Genomic DNA, 19,162 nt, shown 5'->3' on the forward strand with positions numbered 1-19,162 from the left:
ATCAGTACTCGGCCACCACTCGTCACCACGATAAAGGTCCGGGCACACATCCGTCGAAAGCCGCGCGTGACCACCCTGCCACGGGTTAGCTTGGCGGCCGTGGGCGAGGTGTTGGGCAGGGTTCTGGTCGTGGACGATGACGAGGTCATCCGTCAGCTCATCGCGGTTAACCTCACCTTGGAGGGGTTCGAGGTCGAGACCGCCACCGACGGGCAGGACTGCCTGGAACGCGTGCAGGTGGTCAGGCCCGACGTCGTCACGCTGGATGTGATGATGCCCTGCCTGGACGGGTGGGTGACGGCGCACCGGCTGCGTACCGAGGAGGCGACCAGCCATATCAAGGTCGTCCTGATCACCGCTCGGGCGCAGGACGACGACCGCAGGCGCGGCCTGGGCATCGGCGTCGACGCCTATCTCACCAAGCCGTTCGATCCCGCCGAGCTCATCGAGGTGGTCCGCGACCTCGCCGGCCGTACCCGCGACTGACCGTTCAGCGGCCGGCTGTTCCGCGACTGGCCGTCGCCGGCCGAGGGCGGGCGCACGGTTCAGGGGACCGTGTACGGCGTGGCCAGAGGGCCGTGCTCAAGGCCACGATGGGCGGCGACGGGCGGCGACGGGCGGCGACGGGCGGCGACGGGCGGCGGCGGGCCACGGTGGGCGGCGGTGGGCGGCGGTGGGCGGCGATGGGCCACGGTGGGTCACGGTCCGGGTGCCCTCGAGGTCATGCCGCCGCAGCCTCCGAGCCGAGCAGCGTGCCCAAGGAAGGCCCGGGCAGGGCGGGCATGGGGGAGCCCCGCAGGATCTCCCTGGCGCGTTCGCTGACGGGCTCCAGGACAGCCGAGGTGCTGTGCATCGTCAGGTACGGGATCACGGCCGGGAGTAGCGAGGGGTCCTGGGATGCGGCACGCAGGATGAGGTCGGGGGCGAGCGGCCCCGACAGCTCCAGCGGCAGCCCGGCCCACTGCCGGCGCATCACCTCGTCGTTGAGCAGCGCGTCGTGGAACCACGGCCGCAGGTGCCGTTCGCACCACGCATCCAATGCGCATGCCCAGGCTGAGGGCGGGCAGGAGCCGACGATGTCCGTCATGGCGATCGCGGAGGCGATGCCGAGCGAGACGCCCCGGCCGCCGGTCGGGTTGGTGGTGCAGACGGAGTCGCCGATCGACAGCACCCGGGTCACGCCAGAGAAGGGCTGGCCGCGGTAGCTGTTGAAGAGGTTGGCCGAGATGCGCACGGGCCCGATGGGCTCCGCGCGTTCGGTGGAGATCCAGTCCGCGGCCACGGGGTGGGCCCGCAGGGCGGCCGAGAAGGCCGAGGGATGCCGCAGCGCGGACAGGGCGGCGGTGTTGTCCTTGGGGAGCACGATCAACGGGGCGAAGACGCCGTCGTCCTGGATGAAGACGATGAGCGCGTACCCGTCGTGCCCCATCGCGTAGCCAGGGGGAGAGTTGACGGGCCCCGCGGCGGCCCCGGGCAGCAGCCGGTAGCTCCTGGACACCCCCACGATCCCGCTGTCGCACCCCTCGGCGGCGGGGCGGAAGGCCCGCGTCACCCGGCTGGTACGTCCGGCCGCGTCCACCACCAGGTCGAACTCCAGGCCGACGCCGTCGACCGTCAACGAGACCAGATCCCCGGGAGTGACCCGATCCACGTGGCCGTGGACGAAACTCACCCCGGGCTCGGCGACGGCCGCCGCCCGGAGGGCGCGTTCGAAGGTGGAGCGCCGGCACCGCAGCACCATCCCGTCGCCCTCCCCGAACGGCTCGGCCCCCGCGGCCACGATCGCGTCGAGCACGTCGGGCAGCCGCTCCCGCAGCAGGTTGCGCGCCATCGACCGGAACAGGTGCGGATGCTCGAACTGCATGACGCCGCGCCGCCGCCACGAGTCGCCGGGCCCGGGGTCGCGGTCGAACACGATCACCTCGTTCCCCTGCCGGGCCAGCGCCATGGCCGCCGTCAGTCCGCTCGGACCCGCACCGATCACTGCCACGCGCATGGCAGCCCCCATCCGTTAGAATTCGATTCACCATAGAAGAATTCGTTACATCGAAGGTAACCCCAAATGGCTGAGCCCCGCAAGAGGGCCTACACCTCGCAGCTGCGTGCCGAGCAGGCCCGCCGTACCAGGAAGCAGATCGTGGACGCGGCGGCCGCGCTGTTCGCCGAGCGCGGCTACGGCGCGACGACGATCGACGCCGTCGCCGAGGCCGCGGGGGTGAGCCGCAAGACGGTCTTCACCTCGGTCGGCGGCAAGGTCGAGCTGATCAAACTGGCCTACGACTTCGCGATCGCGGGCGACGACGCGCCCGAGCCCATGGTCCAGCGCGAGGCGATCCGGGCACTGCAGGCCGAGCCGGATCCGCGCAAGGTGCTCACGGCCTATGCCGCGCTCGTGACCGAGATCGACGGGCGGATCACACCGGTCTACGTCGCGCTCGCGGGCGCGGCCCAGGTCGATCCCGACGCCGCCGCCCTGTTCGAGGAGTTGCAGCGGCAGCGGCTCGACGCGATGCGGATGCCCGCCGCCAAGCTGCGGGACGACCTGCGTCCCGGCCTCAGCGTGGAGCGCGCGGCCGACATTCTGTGGCTGCACAACGACCCGAGCCTGTACGACAAGCTGGTCCGGCAGCGTGGCTGGACCCCCGCCCAGTTCCGCGACTGGCTCGCCGAAGCACTCTGCGATCAGTTGGTGGGCACACCGTAAGGTCTTCTTATGAAGCGAGCAGACGCGGCCCCGATCGAGAGCTGCAGCACCAGGGTCGTCGACGCCGAGCGGGTCGCGGCGGTCCGCACGCGCATGCCTGCCGAGACCGACCTGGCGGACACGGCCGACGTCTTCGGGTTGCTCGCCGATCCCGGCCGCCTGCGGCTGCTGCTCGCGCTGCTCGAGGGTGAGCTTTGCGTGTGCGACCTGGCCGTGGTCAGCGGCCTGAGCGAGTCCGCCACGTCCCACGCCCTGCGCCTGCTGCGCGCGCACCGGGTGGTGTCCGTACGGCGCGCGGGCCGGATGGCCTTCTACCGCCTCGACGACGCCCACGTCCGCATGCTCCTGGACCTGGCCGTGGCACATACCGAACACACCCAGGCAATTCACCCAGAACGCCAGGGGTGATCGTCTTACGCTACGTGAGACGGATCACGGGGCGGAAGGACGCGCATGGCGACAATGAAGACCAGGATGGCCGCGGCTCTCAAGGGAGAGGTGCGCGCCGACGAGCTCGAGGCCTACCGGCGCGCGGGCGGGCTCGTCTACGCCGAGCTCGAACAGCTCGAAATGGCGGCCGACCAGTTACCCTCGCGAAGGCTGTGCACGTGGAACGCCTTCGTGCTGCAGTCGATCGGCGAGCACCTGCTCGACGCCGACTACGCCGCCGATCCGAGCACGGCCGGATACGTGCCGCCAGTCACGGCCAGGCAGGTCGGCGCCTGCTTCGCCCAGGTGGAGGGCTGGGTCTCGCGAGCCAGGCAGTCCGCGGGCAACCCCGCCTACCAGGTCGACAAGGAGCTGCGCCTCCCGGCCGACCTGCCCGAGTGGGCCGAGGCGAACCCCTGCCCGCTGCCGCACCTGAACGGCATGCTCGCCGCCGCCCGCGCGATCCGCCAGCACGCCGAGGTCGCGCTCGGCGGCTTCGAGGAGCGCGCCGAGATGTGGCACCGCGAGAGCCTGCAGCGGCTCCGCCAGCTCGCCGCCGAGGCCGCCACCGCCGCCGACTACGCCGAGGGCCTGCTGCACACCGACCCGGGCGCGCGCATGCACGAGGCCATCGAGCAGCGCCTGCAGCGCGCGCTCGAGCTCTTCTACCACCTCGGCCAGCTCATCGCGATGCCCACCTTGATCGCCTCCTACACCGGTGTACGGCAGGCCCCCGCCTCCTACACCGGTGTACGGCAGGCCCCCGCCTCCTACACCGGTGTACGGCAGGCCGCCCCACCCGCCCAGGTCCCCAAGGTGAACCCGGCGGGCTTCGACCCGTGGTGCCTGACCGACCCGCAGAAGCGCCACGTCTGGCAGGCCGACCCGCGCGCCCGCCAGGCGATCAAGGAGATGTGGGACTACGATCCCGATCCGGCCGCCACGCTGCGCATCCAGGCGGAGATCGACGCCGCGCTGCGTGGCGGGGCGATCGCCTTCGCCACGAACGGAAGCGGCCAGCCGTACGGGAGCTACTACTGCTGCCCGTTCGGGGCGATCTACCTGGTGCGGATGCCGGTCGTCATCGCGGGCCAGCGGCTGCGGGCGATGCAGCAGTTCGCCTACGAGGTGTCGGCCGAGGACGTGCCGAGGGGCGGGCGGTTCAAGCGGGAGCTGATCGTGGCCACGTTCTACCCGACGGACGAGGTCGACTACTGCGACCCGGACGGCCTGCACGGTGGTTGACGTGGCGCCGGTCGGCTAGCGGCGCTGGGTGAAGCGGAGCAGGTTGCCCGCCGGGTCGCGGAAGGCGCAGTCGCGCACGCCGTAGGGCTGGTCCATGGGCTCCTGCACGACCTCGGCCCCCGAGGTCAGGATGCGCTCGAAGGTGGCGTCGCAGTCGCCGGTCTGGAACACCGCCCGCCCGAGCATGCCCTTGGCCATCAGCTCCGAGATCGCCTCCCTGTCGGCCGCCGAGGCGTTCGGGTTGGCGCTCGGCGGCTCGAGCACGATCTCCAGGTCGGGCTGCGACGGAGGGCTGACCGTCACCCAGCGCATGCCCTCGAACTGCACGTCGTTGCGCACCTTGAGCCCCAGCACGTCGCGGTAGAAGGCGAGCGCCTTGTCGTGGTCGTCGACGGCGAGGAAGCAGTGCGAGAGGCTGAGGTTCATGCCGGGAGCCTACGAACCTCCCGCGGGCCTGGCTTCTCCGTTTCTGACCGGTCGGGTGAAGATCTTGGCGAAGCAGGCGGGGATCGCCGCTCCGTCCTCGTGGCCGCGCGCCCGGTAGGCGGAGGGTGTCTCCCCGACCAGCTCGGTGAAGCGGGAGCTGAACGAGCCGAGCGAGGAACAGCCGACCTCGAAGCAGACGTCGGTCACGCTCAGATCGCCGCGCCGCAGCAGCGCCTTGGCCCGCTCGATGCGCCGCGTCATCAGGTAGCTGTAGGGCGTCTCACCGAAGGCGGTGCGGAAGCTGCGTGCGAAGTGGCCGGAGGACATGAACGCGCCGCGCGCCAGCGCGGGCACGTCGAGCGGCTGCGCGTAGTCGCGGTCGATCTGGTCGCGGGCCTGCCGTAACCGGACCAGATCCTCGGGCATCACCCGCCCAGCATCTCACAGGCGTGGTCGAGCACCCACTGACGGAAAGTGCGCGCGGGCCTGCCGGTGACCCGCTCGACGGTGTCCGTGAGCTCGATGGGCGGCTCGTCGAGCATCTTCGCGTACCCGTCCAGGAGCACGTCCACGAACGCGTCGGGGAAGGAGCCGTCGGCGAGCAGCCGCCGCCTGGCCTCCTCGCGCGTCAGCTCCTGCCAGCGCAGCGGCCGCCCCAGCGCCTCCCCGATGACGCGTACCTGCTCGACCTGCGTCAGCACCTGCGGCCCCGTCAGCCGGTGGCACCGCCGGTCGTGGCCCTCCTCGGTCAGCGCCCGCACGGCCACCGCGGCGATGTCCGCCTCGTGCAGCATCGCCATCCGCACCTGCCCGTACGGCCCCGCCACGGTGTCACCGGCGCGGATCTGGTCCGCCCACCACAGCGCGTTGGCGGCGAACGTGCTCGGCCGCAGCACGGTCCAGGCCAGGCCCGACTCCCGCAGCAGCAGCTCGACCTCGGCGTGCGAGCGGCCCACGTGGTTGTCGTGCTGCTCGGGGGCCAGCTCGTCCTGGACCGCGCCCGACGACAGCAGCACCACGCGGCTGACGTGCTTCCTCAGCACCTTCACCAGCGCGGGCATCGGCTCGGCCGTGTGGAAGGGCCACATCAGGAAGACCGCGTCCATGCCCCGCAGGCACTCCTCCAGGCTCCGCAGGTCGGCCAGGTCGCCGGCCACCATCCAGGGCCCGGCCGGCACGCGAGACATCCCGCGCGCGTGGATGCCGTCCTCGTGCAGCTGGGCCAGCACCTGGCCGCCGACGTTGCCGCTCGCTCCCGTTACCAGAATCATGTGCCCGAGCTTCGCCGCCAGGCAGCAGCCCCGCCAGCCGGAGAGCTTCTGCTGGCGGATTCCTCCATCGCACTAGGATTGGTCGGTGGATTCCATCGACCGTGGCATCGTGCACGCGCTGCAGCTCGACGGGCGGGCTCCCTTCAGCCGGATCGCCGCGGTGCTCGAGGTGTCGGAGCAGACCGTGGCCCGCCGCTACAGGAAGCTGCGCTCGGCCGGGGTCGTCAGGGTCGTGGGCGGCGTCGACGGGCTGCGCCTCGGCTACACCTCGTGGTCGATCCGGCTGCGCACCACGCCCGACGCCTCGCAGGCGCTCGGGCTCGCGCTGGCCCGCCGTGCGGACACCTTCTACGTGCACCTGCTCTCCGGCGGCACCGAGATCTCCTGCTTCACCCAGGCCCGCCCCGACGACGGCGAGACGCCGCTGCTCGACCGGCTGCCGCGCACGGGCAAGGTGCTCGACCTGAGCGCGCACTCGCTGCTGCGCGGCTTCGCCGTCCCCGGCGGCTGGGCGGGGCTGGCCTGCCTGGAGGAGTCGCGGGCCGCGGCGCTGCGCTTCACGCCGGTGCCCGAGCTGGAGGTCACCACGCAGGCGGCCGACCGCGCGCTGCTCGACGCGCTGGCCGCCGACGGGCGCGCCGGCCATGCCGAGCTGGCCGCCGTCACCGGCTGGTCGGAGTCGACGGTCAGGCGCCGGCTCGACCAGCTGCGGCGCTCGGGCGCGCTGATGGTGCAGCTCGAGTTCGACCCGCGCGCGCTCGGCTACCGCGCCCAGGCCCGGCTGTGGATGTCGGTACGGCCGGCCGAGCTGACCACCGTGGCGGCCCGGCTGGCCACCCACCCGGAGGTGTCGTTCGTCGGCGTCACCACCGGGGCCACGAACCTGATGGCCGAGGTCATCTGCCGCGACGCCGACGACCTCTACCGCTGTCTCACCGAGCGGGTCGCCACCCTGGAGGCCGTCCAGACCATGGAGACCGCTCCGGTGATGCGCACGCTCAAGCGCATCGGGTCACTTGCCTAGCGGCTTTCTGCGGGCCACGATCCGGCGGTGGGCGATGCGCCAGCCTTGCGGGAGGCGCACCACGGTGTCCTCGTAGACCACGCTCCCGCTCGAGCCGTCGGCCATGACGCCGATGCCCTTGGACCGGGCGCGCACCCGGTCGGCGGCGATGTCGGTGAGCACCACGTTCGTCACATGGTGGCCGACGGGGTTCAGGTCGCCCAGCGCCCTGCCCGCCTCGGCCATGGCCGCCACGCCGTGCAGCGGCTCCTGCCCGAAATCGGAGATGTCGTAGACGACGTCGTCGGTGAACACCTGGTCCAGCCGGTCGAGCTCGCCGCTGTCGCACAGATGCCCGTGCATCGCGATCACCTCGTGCACGGCGAAACGGTCCTCGATGGTGAAGGTCACTCGCCACACGGTAACCAGCGTGACCGACAGAAAAAGCTTAACCAATCGGTTGACGATTCTCCCTGGGCCGCGCAATGCTTAACCACATGGTTGAAGATGTGGCCATGGACGCGGTGTTCCACGCGCTGGCACATGGAGCGCGGCGGCAGATGGTGCACCGGCTCTCCTCCGGCGACCTGACGGTGGGGGAGCTGGCCGAGCCGCTGTCCATGTCACTGGCGGCCGCGTCCAAGCACCTGAAGGTGCTGGAGCGCGCGGGGCTGATCCAGCGGACCGTGATCGGCAGGCGGCACGTGTGCCGGCTGCGGCCGGCGCCGCTGGCCGCTGCCGAGGCATGGCTGCGGTTCTACGAGCGGTACTGGACCGAGCGTCTGGATGCCCTGGAGGCGCTCGTCGTGGCCGCTCCCACCGAGGACGATGAGGAGGAAGCATGACGAACGCGACAGCGGTCCGGCTCGAGCGCGTGATCGCCGCGCCGCCGGAGCGGGTGTACCGGGCCTGGCTCGACCCCGAGCTGGTGCGGCAGTGGCTGGCGCCCCAGGGGATGAGCGTCACGCGGGTGGAGATCGACCGGAGCCGCTACAGCATCTGGCACGGCGACGCGGGCGGGTTCGAGTGCGAGGTGCTCGAGCAGGAGCAGGATCGGCGCATCGTGTTCCGCTGGGGGTTCGCCGGCCCGGATCGGATCGAGGGGCCGGTCTTCGACTCGCTGCTGACGATCACGGTGAACCCGGCGCCAGGGGGCGGCACCGAGCTCACCCTGGTCCACGAGCAGCTCGAGGAGCTGGCCGCCGCCCTGCCCGAGATCGCCGCGAACGTCGGCGTCGGCTGGGCGGGCACCCTCGACAAGCTCGCGGCGGTGGCGGAGGCGGGCGCGTGAGCACGATCACCGTGAGCCAGTGGATGAGCCTCGACGGCGTCATCCAGGGGCCCAGCTCTCCCGAGGCGCGTGACCTGGCCGAGCCGCTCGGCAGCAAGCCGAAGTACGTGGCCTCGCGCACGCTGACCGGGCCGCTGGAGTGGCAGAACTCCACGCTGCTCAAGGGGGGACCTGATCGAGGCCGTCACCGCGCTCAAGCGCGACGGCGACGGTGAGCTGGCGAGCACCGGCGCGATCCTGGCCACCTACGCGCCGGCGAACGTCACCCGGATCGAGTAGAGGTCGCCGCCGGAGTTGGTGATGAACAGGTTGTTCCGCTTGGCGCCGCCGAAGGTCAGGTTGGACGCGGACTCCGGCAGCAGCAGCTTGGCGATCAGCGTGCCGTCGGGGTCGTAGCAGTGCAGGCCGTCGAGCGCGGCGGCCCAGACCCGGCCGTGGCAGTCGAGCCGGATCCCGTCGAACCAGGCCTCGGCGAACACCTTCCCGCCCGACAGCGTGCCCTCGGCGGTCACGTCGAAGACCCGCAGGTGCCGTTTCCTGGTGTCCACGACGTACAGCTGCTTCTCGTCCCGGGAGAAGGCCAGCCCGTTGGGGCGGACGAAGTCGTCGGCGACGATCGCGAGCTCGCCCGTCTCCGGATCGAGCCGGTAGACGTGGTCGCCGCCGATCTCGCTCTCGGCGGGGCTGCCCTCGTAGTAGCCGGTGATCCCGTAGCGCGGGTCGGTGAACCAGACCGTCCCGTCCGAGCGGACCACCACGTCGTTGGGGCTGTTGAGGCGCTTGCCCTGGTAGTTGTCGGCCAGCACGGTGACGCGGCCGTCGTGCTCGGTCCGCGTCACCCGGCGGGCGCCCTGCTCGCAGGTGACCAGGCGGCCCTCGCGGTCCCGCGTGTTGCCGTTGGCGTTGCCCGAGGGGTTGCGGAAGACGCCCACGGCGCCGGTCGTCTCGTCCCAGCGCAGCAGCCGGTCGTTGGGGATGTCGCTCCACACCAGGTAGCGGCCGGCGGGGAAGTACACGGGCCCCTCGGTCTTACGGCTGCCGCGGTGCAGCACCTCCACGTAGTCGTCGCCGCCGTCGTAGCCGAACCTGTCGTCCAGCACCTCGAACTCTGCCTTGAACCGATCCATGACTGAACCTCCTTCGGTATTATGCTAGCTATGCCAAACGTGATTCGGTCAAATCGTGGATGAGATTGACAGGCGCCTGGTAGCTGAGCTGCAGCGGGACGCTGCCCAGCCGTACGCCGCGCTCGGCCAGGCCGTGGGGCTGTCGGCAGGCGCGGCGCACGAGCGGGTCAGGAAGCTGCGCGAGCGCGGGGTCATCCGTGCCACCACGGTCGAGGTGGACCCTGCCCTGCTGGGCAAGGGAGTGCTGGCCTACGTCCTGGTCAGCGCGGACTCGTGGATGGGGGACTCGGGTGCCGCCTTCTCGGGCGTCCCGGAGATCATGGAGGCGCACGTCATCGCGGGAGCGGCCTCGGTGCTGGTCAAGGTGCGGACCTCGACCACGGAGCAGTTGCAGGACGTGCTGCGCCGGATCTACGACATCTCCGGGGTGACGGGCACCGAGGCCGTGGTGGTGCTCGAGACGTTCTTCGAGCGCCCGGTCCTACCTTGAGAGGATTGCGGGATGCGCATTGATCGGCTCGACCATCTGGTCCTCACGGTCGCGGACCTTGAAGCCACGGTCGGCTTCTACACGCGGGTGCTGGGGATGACCGTGACGACCTTCCGCGGTGGGCGCACGGCGCTGGAGTTCGGCCGCAGCAAGATCAACCTGCACGTGGCGGGCCACGAGTTCGACCCCAAGGCCCTGCGTCCCACGCCCGGCAGCGCCGACCTCTGCTTCGTCGTCGCCGAGCCCCTCGCGGACGTGATCGCCCACCTGTCCCGCGCGGGCGTCCCGATCGAGGAGGGGCCGGTCGAGCGGACGGGCGCCACCGGCCCCATCACCAGCGTCTACGTCCGGGACCCTGACGGCAATCTCGTCGAGCTGAGCAACTACCTCTGACCACATAGCCTCGACAGGGGAGCTAGCGATGCTAGAATTTCGGTCATGTCGATCCAGACGCGCAAGGAACGCGAGCGAGCAGAGCGAGAGCGGTTGATCATCACGGCGGCACGGGAGCTCGCCGAGGCCGAGGGGTGGGACGCGGTCACCACGCGCCGCCTCGCGGCCGAGATCGAATACAGCCAGCCCGTCCTCTACAGCCACTTCTCCGGCAAGGACGCCATCATGGCCGCGGTCGCCGTCGAGGGCTTCGCCGACATGGCGGACGCCCTGCGTACGGCGCGCACCGCGGCGCCCGATCCGCGGCAGGCGCTGTCGGAGGTGGGAGCGGCCTACGTCGAGTTCGCCGAGCGGCGGCCGGCGCTCTACGACGCCATGTTCATCCACGCCGTCGACCTGCCGTTCGCCAGCCCCGAGGCGCCTCCCGCGCTGCACGACGCGTTCGCCCAGCTACGCGAGAGCCTGCGGCCGCTGGTGCGGGAGGAGGAGCTGGAGCTGCTCACGGAGACGTTCTGGGCGGGCCTGCACGGCCTGCTCACGCTCACCCGCAGCGGCCGCCTGCGCCGCGAGCACCACGACGACCGCGTCGCCCTGCTCATCGAACGCTTCCTCTGACGCTGTCCACCGAATTGCGGACGTGATTCGGTGGCTGATCCCCGGTTACCGTCAGGCGTGAGCCCAGAGGACCTTGCAGAACGCCTGATCGCGCAGGCAGGTGACATCGTCGAGGCCGAGCTCGCCCGCCTGCGCAGACGCGTCCCCGGCCTCGACCCGCGGGTCGTGGCCGAGACCGAGGCGACACTCCAGCGCGTGGTCCGGACCCTGCTGTGCCGGGAGGCGCCATGAGGCTCGGAACCCGCGAGAGCAAGCTGGCCCTGGCCCAGTCCCGCTGGGTCGCGGCACGCCTGCCCGTCCAGGCCGAGCTGGTGGGTATCACCACCGACGGCGACAGGTCGAGCGAGCCCATCGAGCGCATCGGCACCACCGGCGTCTTCGTCACCGCGCTCCGCCTGGCCCTGCTGGCCGGCGAGGTCGACTTCGTCGTGCACTCCTTCAAGGACCTGCCCACGGCACCGCTCCCAGGGGTACGGCTGGCGGCCGTGCCCGAACGGGCCGACCCCAGGGACGCGCTGGTGGGCCGGGAGGTGCGGGCGGGATGCCGGGTCGGCACGGGTTCGCAGCGGCGTGCCGTACAGATCAGGCGAATGGCCGATGTCGAGGTCGTGCCGATACGTGGCAACGTGGACACCCGGCTGCGGAAGCTACAGGAAGGCGGGGTGGACGCGCTCGTGCTGGCCAAGGCGGGGCTCGACAGGCTGGGCCTGCGCGGCAGGCCGCTCGACCCGCGGGTGATGCTGCCCGCGCCCGCGCAGGGCGCGCTGGCGGTGGAGTGCCGCCAGGACGACGAGCGTACGGCGGAGCTGCTCGCCACCCTCGACCACCCGCCTACCCGGGTGACGGTGACCGCGGAGCGCGCGCTGCTGACGGCGCTGAACGCCGGCTGCACGGCCCCGGTCGGCGCGCTGGCACGGCTCGACGGCCCAGGGACGCTCCGGCTCGACGGCCTGGTGGCCCGCGGCGACCTGGTCGTGCGCAAGTCGGTCAGCGGACCCGTGGCTCGCGCGGCCGAGCTGGGCGCGGAGCTGGCGGAGGTGCTGTGGTGAACGTCCACGAGCTGCTGCTGACCGAGCAGGCACGCCTGGTCAAGGGCTTCGAGGAGTACGACGGCGCCGGGTGCTTCCGCGTGTCGGAATGGACGCGCAGCGAGCTGGGCGGCGGCCGGGCGTGCGTGCTCGAGGGCGGCCGCGTCTTCGAGCGGGCAGGGGTGAACGTCTCCCTGGTCCACGGCCGTGAGGTGCCCGCGACGATCGCGCAGACGTTCCCCGGCACGAAGGGCCGGCCGTACGTCGCGACCGGGATCTCGATGGTGACGCACCCGCTCAACCCGTACGCGCCGGCCATGCACGCCAACTTCCGCTACTTCGCCGTCGAGGGCGCCCCGTGGTGGTTCGGCGGCGGCTGCGACCTGACCCCGATGTACGGCTTCGCCGAGGACGCCGTGCACTTCCACCGCACGCTCCAGACCTGGTGCGGCCCGCGGTACGAGGAGTGGAAGCGCGCCTGCGACGACTACTTCACCATCGCGCACCGGGGCGAGATGCGCGGCATCGGCGGCGTCTTCTTCGACCGGCTCGCCGAGGAGGGGCCCGGCGGGTTCGAGCGCTGCCTGGCCCTGGTCGAGGCGGGGCTGGCCACGATCTTCCCGGCCTACCTGCCCATCCTCGACAGGCGCGTGCGCATGCCGTACGGCGGGCGGCAGCGCGAGTGGCAGCTGGCCCGCCGCGGGCGGTACGTGGAGTTCAACCTGGTCTATGACAGGGGGACCAGGTTCGGGCTGCAGACGCGGGGCAACATCGAGGCGATCCTGATGTCGATGCCGCCGCTGGCCCGCTGGGGGTTCGAGCTGGTGCCGGAGCCGGGCAGCCCGGAGAGCGAGGTCGCGGACTTCCTCAAGCCGCGCGACTGGGCCTCGCCCGCCGGGCTGGCGACCACCTGACCTACGTGACGGGCCGCGTGTAGCGCAGGCCGCAGGCGTGCGCGCCGCGCACCTGCCGCAGCACCACCTCGACGTCGATGTCGGGGTAGGCCCGCGAGGTGGCCTCGGCAGACAGCTCGCAGTGCAGCGACGGCGGATCGGTCATCCCGAGGTCGTCCCCGGCGGCCCTGCACAGGCAGGTGCGGGTGACGACCAGGGCGACCTCGTGCGCGCTCGTCGAGCAGTCGACGACCTCCTCCTGCAGGCCGAGCTCCTCGAAGACGGGCAGCACGTGCCTGATCGCCTCCGGCAGGGAGCCGTGCTCGGTGAGGTAGGGGTCCATGCAGGCGCGCTGCCGGTCGGGGTAGCCCTCGAGCAGCTCCTCGCGGGCCTCGTGGTCGCCCACCTTCTCGCGCAGTTCCAGGTAACGCCGCATCCGGTCCCGCATGTCGGCCCGGAAAGCGGCTTCCTTCTCCTTCATCCGATCCTCGTCTCTACGATGCGTGCCAGGGCACGGGTGAACGACGGGCGGTCGTTCAGCGCGGGGGAGCGGCGCAGCTCGGCCAGGCCGGCTTGCCGGGCGATCTCGGCCAGCTCGATGTCGATCTCCGACAGCGTCTCGATGTGGTCGCAGGTGAAGGCCACCGGCACCACCAGCACCCGCTTGGCCTTCCGCCTCGCCAGGTGCTGGACCGTCTCGATCGTGCTGGGCCGCAGCCAGCGCAGCGGCCCGACCCTGGACTGGTAGGCCAGGGAGTGCGGATTGGGTACGGCCAGCCGCGCCATCACCGCCCGGACCGTGGCCCGGATCTCCAGCGGATACGGGTCGCCCTGCTCCACGGTGCGCACGGGCAGCGAGTGCGCGCTGAACAGCACGTGCGTGTCCGGGTCGCCGTCCAGCCCCTCGGCGACCGCCTCGGCCAGCGCCTCGACGTAGGCGGGATGGGTGGGCCAGCGGTCGATCACGGTCCAGTCGAAGGCGTCCTCCAGGCCGTTGCGCCCGACGGCCTGCCACAGATCCGCCAGGCTCGACCCGGTCGTGGTGACCGAGTAGTGCGGGTACTGGGGGAAGGCGACGGCCCGCCGTACGCCGTCGGCGCGCATCGCCTGGAGCGCGGTGTCGCTGCGCGGCTCGGCGTAGCGGAAGGCCAGGTAGGCGCGGTGCGGCGCGGTGCCGGGCGAGATGCGGTCCAGCTCGGCGACCATGGCCGCGGCCTGGCGCTCGGTCCAGTGGCGCAGCGGCGAGCCACCGCCGATGGCGGCGTACTGGCGGGTGACCCGGCCGAGGCGGGCCCTGATGAGCAGCGGGGACAGCAGCGGTTTGGCGGGCAGCATGTCCAGGTCGGCGAAGAGCGCGCGCAGGAACGGCCGGACGTCGTCGAGCGTCCACGGGCCGCCCATGTTCATCAGCACCACGCCGGTGGTCATCGCAGCAGCTCCTCGGCCGCCTCGACCGCCCAGTAGGTGAGCACGAGGTCGGCCCCTGCCCGGCGGATCGACAGCAGCGACTCGGCGATGGCGCGGCGGCGGTCCAGCCAGCCCCTGGCCGCGGCGGCCTCGACCATCGCGTACTCGCCCGACACCTGGTAGACGGCGACGGGCACGCGCACCGCGTCCGCGACCCGCCTGACCACGTCGAGATAGCCGAGCGCGGGCTTGACCATGACGGCGTCGGCCCCCTCGGCCAGGTCGAGCTCCACCTCGCGCAGCGCCTCGTCGGAGTTGGCCGGCGACTGCTGGTAGGCCGACCTGTCGCCGAAGGCGGGCGCCGACTCCGCCGCCTGCCTGAACGGGCCGTAGAAGGCGGAGGCGTACTTGGCCGAGTAGGCCAGGATCGCGGTGCCGGTCAGCCCGGCCAGGTCCAGGGCGTCGCGGATGGCGCCGACCTGGCCGTCCATCATCCCGCTCGGCGCGATGACGTGGGCGCCCGCCGCCGCCTGGCTGACCGCGACGGAGCGGTAGCGGTCGAGCGTGGCCTCCTCGGCGACCGTGCCGTCCGGCGCGAGCAGCCCGCAATGCCCGTGGTCGGTGTACTCGCACAGGCACAGGTCCGCCACGATCACGCACGCGTCGCCGACGTCCGAGACCAGGTCGCGCAGCGAGCGCTGCACCACGCCGTCGGAGTCGTCGGCGCCGGAGCCGTGGGCGTCCTTGGCCGCGGGGATCCCGAACAGGATCAGCCCGCCCACGCCCGCCTCGGCTGCCCTGGCGGCGGCCTTGCGCAGCGAGTCCCTGGTGTGCTGGACGACGCCCGGCATCGAGGCGACGGGGACGGGGTCGGTGAGGCCTTCCTTGACGAACAGCGGCAGCACGAGGTCGCCGGGCGAGACCCGGTGCTCGGCGACGAGGTCGCGCAGCGCGGCGGCCCGTCGCAGCCGCCTGGGGCGGATGGTCATGCCCTCGATGAAATTCGGCAACGCGAGGGCTGTCATGTCGGCACTTTTGCTGGCATGACGCGCCTACCCGGTCGATGCCAGCCTGCGACTATGGCCGACCAGGACAAGCTGTTCCCCTGGCCGCTGCGCCCGCTCGCACGGCTGCTGCTGTGGCTCGCCGTGGCCGCGCTCGCGGTGGCCTTCTGGTTCGTGCTCGCCGCGGGGATCCTGCGGTGAAGGTGCTGTTCCAGACCAGCCGGGTCGAGTGCGGCCTGGCCTGCTTGGCGATGGTGCTCGGGCACCACGGCCACCAGGTGTCCATCCGCGAGCTGCGCGACCGCTGCCCGGTGGGCCGGTCGGGGGCCGGCGCGGGGACGCTGGTGAAGGAGGCGCGCAGGCTCGGGATGACCGCGTCGGGACACCGGGCCACGCCCGAGCTGTTCACGCGGATCGAGCTCCCCGCGATCGCGCACTGGGGCGCCGACCACTACGTGGTGGTCGAGCGCGCCGGGCGGCGCCGGGTCAGGGTGATCGACCCGCAGATCGGGCGGCGGCGGCTCACGGCCGAGGAGTTCGGCTCGGGCCTCGGCCGGATCGCGGTCCGGCTGGTGCCGGGGGAGGGCTTCGAGCGCAGGCGCGCCACGGCCAGGCCGTTCTGGCGCACCTACCTGGGCGCGCTGCTGCGCGGGCGCGGCACGCCCTGGCTGCTCGCCCAGGTGCTGCTCGCCTCCCTGCTGCTGCAGCTGCTCGGGCTGGCCATGCCGCTGGTCGTCAGGATGGTCGTGGACGAGCAGGGGGCGCTGCGCCATCCCGGGCTGCTCGCGCTCGTCGGAGCGGGGATGGCCGTCGTCGCCGCCGGGCAGCTCGTCACCGGCTACCTGCGCTCGGTCCTGGTGCTCTACCTGCAGGGGCGGCTGGACACCGAGGCCATGCTGCGCTTCTGCCGTCACCTGCTGCGCCTGCCGCTGCGCTACTTCCAGCAGCGCAGCACCGGCGACATCGTGGCCAGGATGGGCGGGATCGTGCTGCTGCGCGAGCAGCTGACCGGGCAGACGCTCGGCTCCTTGCTGGACGCGGCGACCATCCTCACCTACCTCGGCGTGCTGTTCACCATCGACCAGACCACCGCGCTCGGCGTGCTTGCCGTCGTGCTGGCCGAACTGCTGCTGCTCGTGCGCAGCACCCGGGTGGTGCGCGAGCGGATGACGGCCGACATCTCCGCGCACGCCGAGGAGCAGGGGCACCTCGTCGAGATGCTGCAGGGGATCATGACGGTCAAGGCCATGGCCGCCGAGGACCGGGCCTTCGAGCGGTGGTCGAGGCTGTTCCTGGCCTGGATGCGGGCCACGCTCAGGCGCGGGCACACGACCGCGGCGATCGACGCGGCCGCCGGGGCGCTGCGCGTGCTGACGCCGCTGGCCGCGCTCTGGCTGGGCACCAGCCGGGTGCTGGCCGGCGAGCTGTCGGCCGGCACCATGCTGGCGGTCACCTGGATGGCCGCCTCCGTGGTCGGGCCGCTGGCCGTGCTGGTCGGCAACGGCCAGCGGCTGCAGCAGGCCGGGGCCTACCTGCAACGGCTCGCCGACGTGCTGGAGTCGGCGCCGGAGGAGCCGGCCGCCCGCCGCGACCTGAGCGGGAGCATCGAGGTCAGCGAGGTCACCTTCGCCTACGACCCGGCCGGTCCGCCCGCGCTGAGCGGGCTGTCACTGCGGGTCGAACCGGGAGAACGGCTGGCCGTCGTGGGAGCCACCGGAGCGGGCAAGACCACGCTCGCGCTGCTGCTGCTCGGGCTGCACCAGCCGCAGCGGGGCGTGATCAGGCTCGACGGGCACGAGCCCCGGCAGGCACGCGCGGCCATCGGCGCCGTGCTGCAGGAGCCGTTCGTCTTCAGCGGGACGATCCACGAGAACATCGCCTTCCACGACCCGTCGACCTCCAGGGACGAGGTCGAGGCGGCTGCCCGCGTCGCCGAGCTGCACGAGGAGATCCTGGCGATGCCCGGCGGCTACGACACCCGCCTGCCCGGGCTGTCCGGCGGGCAGCAGCAGCGGCTCGCGCTGGCCAGGGCGCTGGTCAGGCGGCCTGCCGTACTGCTGCTCGACGAGGCGACCAGCCACCTGGACGCCGTCACCGAGGCGCGCGTCCACGCCAACCTGCGCGGGCTCGGCTGCACCCAGATCGTCATCGCGCACCGGCTCAGCACCGTCAGGGACGCCGACAGGATCGCCGTGCTCGACCGCGGCCACCTCGCCGAGCTGGGCACCCACGGCGAACTCCTCGCCAGGGGCGGTCGGTACGCGGGCTTGATCGCGGCCCAGCTGAACGCCCGCGCCCATCAGGAAGGAGGTGAACGGCATGGAGCGGCTCACGAATCCGCCCGAGGTCGAGCTTGAGCTGACCGACGAGGAACTCGACGAGATCCACGGCGGCTACCCCGGCTACGGCGACGGCGCCTGCACGAGGGATCAGGCAACGCTCAACACCTGATGCCCGGGAGGGGCGGGTTCCTACCCGTCCCTCCTGCGCGTGTAGCGGAAGACGCACAGGTGGGCGCCGCGGGCCTGCTGGTGGGTGACCTCGACCTCCACCTCGGGCAACGCCCTGCGGGCCGCCTCGTTGTCCAGCTCGCACAGCACCGGCAGCGGCTCGGCGACGCCGGCCGCGGCGCACGCGGCCAGGCACTCGCACGTCGTCAGCACCTCCACGGCCGAGTCCACGCCGTCGGCGGAGGCGTCCACGATCTCGATGTGCACGCCCAGCTCCGCGAACGCCCTGGTGGCCCTGGTGAACCCGGACGCCAGGCCGCCGCCGCGGACGAGCGGTCCCATCCGCGCGGCCTGCAGCGGCACGTACGGTTCGAGCAGCGCCTCGCGCGCCTCGGTGTCGCCGACCTCGTCGCGCAGCCGCAGGTACTCCTCGAGCCTGGCGCGCATCCGCTGCCTGTACTCGGCCTCGTCCATGTCTCAGCTCTCCTCCATGACGCGGGCCGCCAGCTCCAGTTTGGTGTAGGCGGGCCGCCCGACCTGCTCGTACTTGGCCTTCACCCGTTCCAGGTAGGTCTTGGCGGTGGCGGTGCTGATGCCGATGTGGTGCGCGGCGGCCTTCAGTGTCATCCCCGAGCAGTAGGCGACCAGCACCGCCTGCTCGCGGGCGGACAGCCGTGGCCGCGGCGGGTAGGCGCCGGGATCGGCGACCTGGTGGGCGAACGAGACGCCGCCCATGGCCACCGCCCTGATCGCGGCGGCCAGCTCGGCAAGGTCCTGGTCCTTGCCGACGAAGCCGCGCGCGCCCGCCAGCATCGCGGCCGCGATCCTGCTCGGCTCCGGCGCCGCGGCCACCGCGAGCACCCGGTGACCCGCCTCGACCAGCAGTCGCACGTTGGGGCCCGGCGCGGAGCGGTCGCACAGGACCAGGTCGAGCACCACCACGTCCGCCTGCCTGGCGCCGGGCAGCACCTCGGCCACCGTCCTGCCCTCGGCCACGAACCGGAGGTCGCTCGCCTGGCGGGCCCACGCCTTGAAGCCCTCGACCAGCATCCGGTCGCCCACCATCCCGACCCGAATGACCTGTCCCATGCCCGGTCCCCGTCCGATCGTCGGAGCAACTGGTCGCCCTTGTAAACGCCTCGGAACCCTGCGGCGTTCACGTCATCTCATTACGGAATTCGTCCGGCCTCGTCTGCTGGATCAGGGCTCCGACCAGGTAAGTTTTTTCCGTGCATGGCGTGTGGAAATGAGGGCCGTAATAAGTCCAAAATGTCGAATGAATTGCCGACATGAATTTCTCGGGCCGATCCCCGCGGGCTCCTGAAAGATCTTGAAACTGGGTGTCGATCCGGCGTCGAGCCGTTCGACGCGTCAGCGAGACAACGA

General features: G+C 71.9%; 28 protein-coding genes. 17 read left to right on the plus strand and 11 right to left on the minus strand.

The window, feature by feature from the left end; all coding sequences use genetic code 11:
• Nucleotides 1-99 precede the first annotated feature (99 nt).
• On the plus strand, nucleotides 100-486 hold the full coding sequence (locus KIK09_RS22490; protein WP_308164236.1) for a response regulator transcription factor: 387 nt from the start codon (nucleotides 100-102) through the stop codon (nucleotides 484-486).
• A 235-nt stretch (nucleotides 487-721) separates the two neighbouring features.
• On the opposite strand, the gene KIK09_RS22495 is transcribed toward KIK09_RS22490, so the two are convergent.
• On the minus strand, nucleotides 722-1,996 hold the full coding sequence (locus tag KIK09_RS22495) for an FAD-dependent oxidoreductase (protein WP_214321240.1): 1,275 nt from the start codon (nucleotides 1,994-1,996) through the stop codon (nucleotides 722-724).
• A 66-nt stretch (nucleotides 1,997-2,062) separates the two neighbouring features.
• Here KIK09_RS22495 and KIK09_RS22500 point away from each other — a divergent pair, with 66 nt between their 5' ends.
• From KIK09_RS22500 to KIK09_RS22510, 3 genes are read left to right on the plus strand one after another with little or no spacing between them, the layout of a single operon-like run.
• Complete coding sequence (locus KIK09_RS22500) at nucleotides 2,063-2,704, plus strand: TetR/AcrR family transcriptional regulator (RefSeq protein WP_214321241.1); 642 nt, start codon at nucleotides 2,063-2,065, stop codon at nucleotides 2,702-2,704.
• 9 nt (nucleotides 2,705-2,713) lie between these two features.
• Nucleotides 2,714-3,112 (plus strand): ArsR/SmtB family transcription factor, encoded by a 399-nt coding sequence (locus KIK09_RS22505; RefSeq protein WP_214321242.1) that lies wholly within the window; start codon nucleotides 2,714-2,716, stop codon nucleotides 3,110-3,112.
• Nucleotides 3,113-3,157: 45 nt separating this feature from the next.
• A complete protein-coding gene (locus tag KIK09_RS22510; RefSeq protein WP_214321243.1) occupies nucleotides 3,158-4,378 on the plus strand; it encodes a hypothetical protein in 1,221 nt (406 codons plus the stop codon).
• A gap of 15 nt (nucleotides 4,379-4,393) precedes the next feature.
• On the opposite strand, the gene KIK09_RS22515 is transcribed toward KIK09_RS22510, so the two are convergent.
• Genes KIK09_RS22515 through KIK09_RS22525 form a run of 3 tightly spaced genes read right to left on the minus strand, consistent with a single transcriptional unit; the run spans nucleotide 4,394 to nucleotide 6,075 of the window.
• Nucleotides 4,394-4,804 carry a VOC family protein gene (locus KIK09_RS22515; protein ID WP_214321244.1) on the minus strand — a complete coding sequence of 137 codons (411 nt, stop codon included), beginning with the start codon at nucleotides 4,802-4,804 and terminating at the stop codon, nucleotides 4,394-4,396.
• A gap of 9 nt (nucleotides 4,805-4,813) precedes the next feature.
• Nucleotides 4,814-5,230 (minus strand): helix-turn-helix transcriptional regulator, encoded by a 417-nt coding sequence (locus KIK09_RS22520; protein ID WP_214321652.1) that lies wholly within the window; start codon nucleotides 5,228-5,230, stop codon nucleotides 4,814-4,816.
• Nucleotides 5,230-6,075 (minus strand): NAD(P)H-binding protein, encoded by an 846-nt coding sequence (locus tag KIK09_RS22525; protein WP_214321245.1) that lies wholly within the window; start codon nucleotides 6,073-6,075, stop codon nucleotides 5,230-5,232. Before KIK09_RS22525 ends, KIK09_RS22520 begins: the two co-directional genes overlap by 1 nt.
• A gap of 85 nt (nucleotides 6,076-6,160) precedes the next feature.
• Here KIK09_RS22525 and KIK09_RS60105 point away from each other — a divergent pair, with 85 nt between their 5' ends.
• Entirely contained in the window at nucleotides 6,161-7,099 is a 939-nt protein-coding gene (locus KIK09_RS60105; RefSeq protein WP_214321246.1) for an Lrp/AsnC family transcriptional regulator, read from the plus strand.
• Here the strand turns inward: KIK09_RS60105 and KIK09_RS22535 are convergent.
• Entirely contained in the window at nucleotides 7,088-7,489 is a 402-nt protein-coding gene (locus KIK09_RS22535; RefSeq protein ID WP_214321247.1) for a nuclear transport factor 2 family protein, read from the minus strand. The genes KIK09_RS60105 and KIK09_RS22535 overlap by 12 nt on opposite strands.
• A gap of 86 nt (nucleotides 7,490-7,575) precedes the next feature.
• Between KIK09_RS22535 and KIK09_RS22540 the strand changes: the two genes are divergently transcribed.
• The 3 genes from KIK09_RS22540 to KIK09_RS22550 are packed head-to-tail and all read left to right on the plus strand — an operon-like array spanning nucleotide 7,576 to nucleotide 8,584.
• Nucleotides 7,576-7,923, plus strand: a complete 348-nt coding sequence (locus KIK09_RS22540; RefSeq protein WP_214321248.1) for an ArsR/SmtB family transcription factor — start codon at nucleotides 7,576-7,578, stop codon at nucleotides 7,921-7,923.
• Nucleotides 7,920-8,369 carry an SRPBCC family protein gene (locus KIK09_RS22545; RefSeq protein ID WP_214321249.1) on the plus strand — a complete coding sequence of 150 codons (450 nt, stop codon included), beginning with the start codon at nucleotides 7,920-7,922 and terminating at the stop codon, nucleotides 8,367-8,369. Before KIK09_RS22540 ends, KIK09_RS22545 begins: the two co-directional genes overlap by 4 nt.
• The gene (locus KIK09_RS22550) at nucleotides 8,366-8,584 is read left to right on the plus strand and encodes a dihydrofolate reductase family protein (RefSeq protein ID WP_214321250.1); all 219 of its coding nucleotides are present in this window, start codon (nucleotides 8,366-8,368) and stop codon (nucleotides 8,582-8,584) included. Before KIK09_RS22545 ends, KIK09_RS22550 begins: the two co-directional genes overlap by 4 nt.
• 30 nt (nucleotides 8,585-8,614) lie before the next feature.
• Here the strand turns inward: KIK09_RS22550 and KIK09_RS22555 are convergent, their stop codons facing one another.
• Nucleotides 8,615-9,496: an SMP-30/gluconolactonase/LRE family protein gene (locus KIK09_RS22555; protein WP_214321251.1), complete on the minus strand. Its 882-nt coding sequence runs from the start codon at nucleotides 9,494-9,496 to the stop codon at nucleotides 8,615-8,617.
• A 55-nt stretch (nucleotides 9,497-9,551) separates the two neighbouring features.
• Between KIK09_RS22555 and KIK09_RS60110 the strand changes: the two genes are divergently transcribed.
• From KIK09_RS60110 to hemF, 6 genes are read left to right on the plus strand one after another with little or no spacing between them, the layout of a single operon-like run.
• Entirely contained in the window at nucleotides 9,552-9,986 is a 435-nt protein-coding gene (locus KIK09_RS60110; RefSeq protein ID WP_214321252.1) for an Lrp/AsnC family transcriptional regulator, read from the plus strand.
• A 12-nt stretch (nucleotides 9,987-9,998) separates the two neighbouring features.
• A complete protein-coding gene (locus KIK09_RS22565) occupies nucleotides 9,999-10,379 on the plus strand; it encodes a VOC family protein (protein WP_214321253.1) in 381 nt (126 codons plus the stop codon).
• Between the two features lie 45 nt (nucleotides 10,380-10,424).
• Entirely contained in the window at nucleotides 10,425-10,994 is a 570-nt protein-coding gene (locus KIK09_RS22570; protein WP_214321254.1) for a TetR/AcrR family transcriptional regulator, read from the plus strand.
• Between the two features lie 57 nt (nucleotides 10,995-11,051).
• Nucleotides 11,052-11,225, plus strand: coding sequence for a hypothetical protein (locus KIK09_RS22575; RefSeq protein WP_214321255.1), 174 nt, complete (start codon nucleotides 11,052-11,054; stop codon nucleotides 11,223-11,225).
• Nucleotides 11,222-12,043, plus strand: a complete 822-nt coding sequence (gene hemC / locus KIK09_RS22580) for a hydroxymethylbilane synthase (RefSeq protein WP_214321256.1) — start codon at nucleotides 11,222-11,224, stop codon at nucleotides 12,041-12,043. The genes KIK09_RS22575 and hemC overlap by 4 nt, the downstream gene beginning before the upstream one ends.
• Nucleotides 12,040-12,936 (plus strand): oxygen-dependent coproporphyrinogen oxidase, encoded by an 897-nt coding sequence (hemF, locus tag KIK09_RS22585; RefSeq protein WP_214321257.1) that lies wholly within the window; start codon nucleotides 12,040-12,042, stop codon nucleotides 12,934-12,936. Before hemC ends, hemF begins: the two co-directional genes overlap by 4 nt.
• 1 nt (nucleotide 12,937) lies before the next feature.
• Here the strand turns inward: hemF and KIK09_RS22590 are convergent, their stop codons facing one another.
• The 3 genes from KIK09_RS22590 to hemB are packed head-to-tail and all read right to left on the minus strand — an operon-like array spanning nucleotide 12,938 to nucleotide 15,347.
• A complete protein-coding gene (locus tag KIK09_RS22590; protein WP_214321258.1) occupies nucleotides 12,938-13,396 on the minus strand; it encodes a hypothetical protein in 459 nt (152 codons plus the stop codon).
• The gene (gene hemH / locus KIK09_RS22595; RefSeq protein WP_214321259.1) at nucleotides 13,393-14,343 is read right to left on the minus strand and encodes a ferrochelatase; all 951 of its coding nucleotides are present in this window, start codon (nucleotides 14,341-14,343) and stop codon (nucleotides 13,393-13,395) included. The genes KIK09_RS22590 and hemH overlap by 4 nt, the downstream gene beginning before the upstream one ends.
• Complete coding sequence (hemB, locus tag KIK09_RS22600; RefSeq protein WP_250573550.1) at nucleotides 14,340-15,347, minus strand: porphobilinogen synthase; 1,008 nt, start codon at nucleotides 15,345-15,347, stop codon at nucleotides 14,340-14,342. Before hemB ends, hemH begins: the two co-directional genes overlap by 4 nt.
• 54 nt (nucleotides 15,348-15,401) lie before the next feature.
• Between hemB and KIK09_RS59340 the strand changes: the two genes are divergently transcribed.
• From KIK09_RS59340 to KIK09_RS59345, 3 genes are read left to right on the plus strand one after another with little or no spacing between them, the layout of a single operon-like run.
• Nucleotides 15,402-15,527 (plus strand): hypothetical protein, encoded by a 126-nt coding sequence (locus tag KIK09_RS59340; RefSeq protein WP_275956230.1) that lies wholly within the window; start codon nucleotides 15,402-15,404, stop codon nucleotides 15,525-15,527.
• The gene (locus KIK09_RS22605; protein WP_214321260.1) at nucleotides 15,524-17,683 is read left to right on the plus strand and encodes a peptidase domain-containing ABC transporter; all 2,160 of its coding nucleotides are present in this window, start codon (nucleotides 15,524-15,526) and stop codon (nucleotides 17,681-17,683) included. The genes KIK09_RS59340 and KIK09_RS22605 overlap by 4 nt, the downstream gene beginning before the upstream one ends.
• Nucleotides 17,646-17,777, plus strand: a complete 132-nt coding sequence (locus tag KIK09_RS59345; RefSeq protein ID WP_275956231.1) for a hypothetical protein — start codon at nucleotides 17,646-17,648, stop codon at nucleotides 17,775-17,777. Before KIK09_RS22605 ends, KIK09_RS59345 begins: the two co-directional genes overlap by 38 nt.
• 20 nt (nucleotides 17,778-17,797) lie before the next feature.
• Here the strand turns inward: KIK09_RS59345 and KIK09_RS22610 are convergent, their stop codons facing one another.
• Nucleotides 17,798-18,250, minus strand: a complete 453-nt coding sequence (locus KIK09_RS22610) for an L-2-amino-thiazoline-4-carboxylic acid hydrolase (protein ID WP_214321261.1) — start codon at nucleotides 18,248-18,250, stop codon at nucleotides 17,798-17,800.
• Nucleotides 18,251-18,253: 3 nt separating this feature from the next.
• Nucleotides 18,254-18,865 (minus strand): response regulator transcription factor, encoded by a 612-nt coding sequence (locus KIK09_RS22615; RefSeq protein ID WP_214321262.1) that lies wholly within the window; start codon nucleotides 18,863-18,865, stop codon nucleotides 18,254-18,256.
• Nucleotides 18,866-19,162: the final 297 nt, after the last annotated feature.

Origin of the sequence: Nonomuraea sediminis, from assembly GCF_018531495.1 — a bacterium.
GTDB lineage: Bacteria > Actinomycetota > Actinomycetes > Streptosporangiales > Streptosporangiaceae > Nonomuraea > Nonomuraea sediminis.

What these genes read in the sequence shown, in the direction of transcription:
- KIK09_RS22565 (WP_214321253.1), top strand. Translation starts at nt 9,999, where the DNA reads ATGCGCATTGATCGGCTCGACCATCTGGTCCTCACGGTCGCGGACCTT.
- KIK09_RS22495 (WP_214321240.1), bottom strand. Translation starts at nt 1,996, where the DNA reads ATGCGCGTGGCAGTGATCGGTGCGGGTCCGAGCGGACTGACGGCGGCC.
- hemH (WP_214321259.1), bottom strand. Translation starts at nt 14,343, where the DNA reads ATGACCACCGGCGTGGTGCTGATGAACATGGGCGGCCCGTGGACGCTC.
- KIK09_RS22520 (WP_214321652.1), bottom strand. Translation starts at nt 5,230, where the DNA reads ATGCCCGAGGATCTGGTCCGGTTACGGCAGGCCCGCGACCAGATCGAC.
- KIK09_RS22555 (WP_214321251.1), bottom strand. Translation starts at nt 9,496, where the DNA reads ATGGATCGGTTCAAGGCAGAGTTCGAGGTGCTGGACGACAGGTTCGGC.
- KIK09_RS22590 (WP_214321258.1), bottom strand. Translation starts at nt 13,396, where the DNA reads ATGAAGGAGAAGGAAGCCGCTTTCCGGGCCGACATGCGGGACCGGATG.
- KIK09_RS59340 (WP_275956230.1), top strand. Translation starts at nt 15,402, where the DNA reads ATGGCCGACCAGGACAAGCTGTTCCCCTGGCCGCTGCGCCCGCTCGCA.
- hemB (WP_250573550.1), bottom strand. Translation starts at nt 15,347, where the DNA reads ATGACAGCCCTCGCGTTGCCGAATTTCATCGAGGGCATGACCATCCGC.
- KIK09_RS22570 (WP_214321254.1), top strand. Translation starts at nt 10,425, where the DNA reads ATGTCGATCCAGACGCGCAAGGAACGCGAGCGAGCAGAGCGAGAGCGG.
- KIK09_RS22525 (WP_214321245.1), bottom strand. Translation starts at nt 6,075, where the DNA reads ATGATTCTGGTAACGGGAGCGAGCGGCAACGTCGGCGGCCAGGTGCTG.
- KIK09_RS22505 (WP_214321242.1), top strand. Translation starts at nt 2,714, where the DNA reads ATGAAGCGAGCAGACGCGGCCCCGATCGAGAGCTGCAGCACCAGGGTC.
- KIK09_RS22515 (WP_214321244.1), bottom strand. Translation starts at nt 4,804, where the DNA reads ATGAACCTCAGCCTCTCGCACTGCTTCCTCGCCGTCGACGACCACGAC.
- KIK09_RS22510 (WP_214321243.1), top strand. Translation starts at nt 3,158, where the DNA reads ATGGCGACAATGAAGACCAGGATGGCCGCGGCTCTCAAGGGAGAGGTG.
- KIK09_RS22545 (WP_214321249.1), top strand. Translation starts at nt 7,920, where the DNA reads ATGACGAACGCGACAGCGGTCCGGCTCGAGCGCGTGATCGCCGCGCCG.
- KIK09_RS22615 (WP_214321262.1), bottom strand. Translation starts at nt 18,865, where the DNA reads ATGGGACAGGTCATTCGGGTCGGGATGGTGGGCGACCGGATGCTGGTC.
- KIK09_RS22500 (WP_214321241.1), top strand. Translation starts at nt 2,063, where the DNA reads ATGGCTGAGCCCCGCAAGAGGGCCTACACCTCGCAGCTGCGTGCCGAG.
- KIK09_RS22540 (WP_214321248.1), top strand. Translation starts at nt 7,576, where the DNA reads ATGGTTGAAGATGTGGCCATGGACGCGGTGTTCCACGCGCTGGCACAT.
- KIK09_RS59345 (WP_275956231.1), top strand. Translation starts at nt 17,646, where the DNA reads ATGGAGCGGCTCACGAATCCGCCCGAGGTCGAGCTTGAGCTGACCGAC.
- KIK09_RS22610 (WP_214321261.1), bottom strand. Translation starts at nt 18,250, where the DNA reads ATGGACGAGGCCGAGTACAGGCAGCGGATGCGCGCCAGGCTCGAGGAG.
- hemC (WP_214321256.1), top strand. Translation starts at nt 11,222, where the DNA reads ATGAGGCTCGGAACCCGCGAGAGCAAGCTGGCCCTGGCCCAGTCCCGC.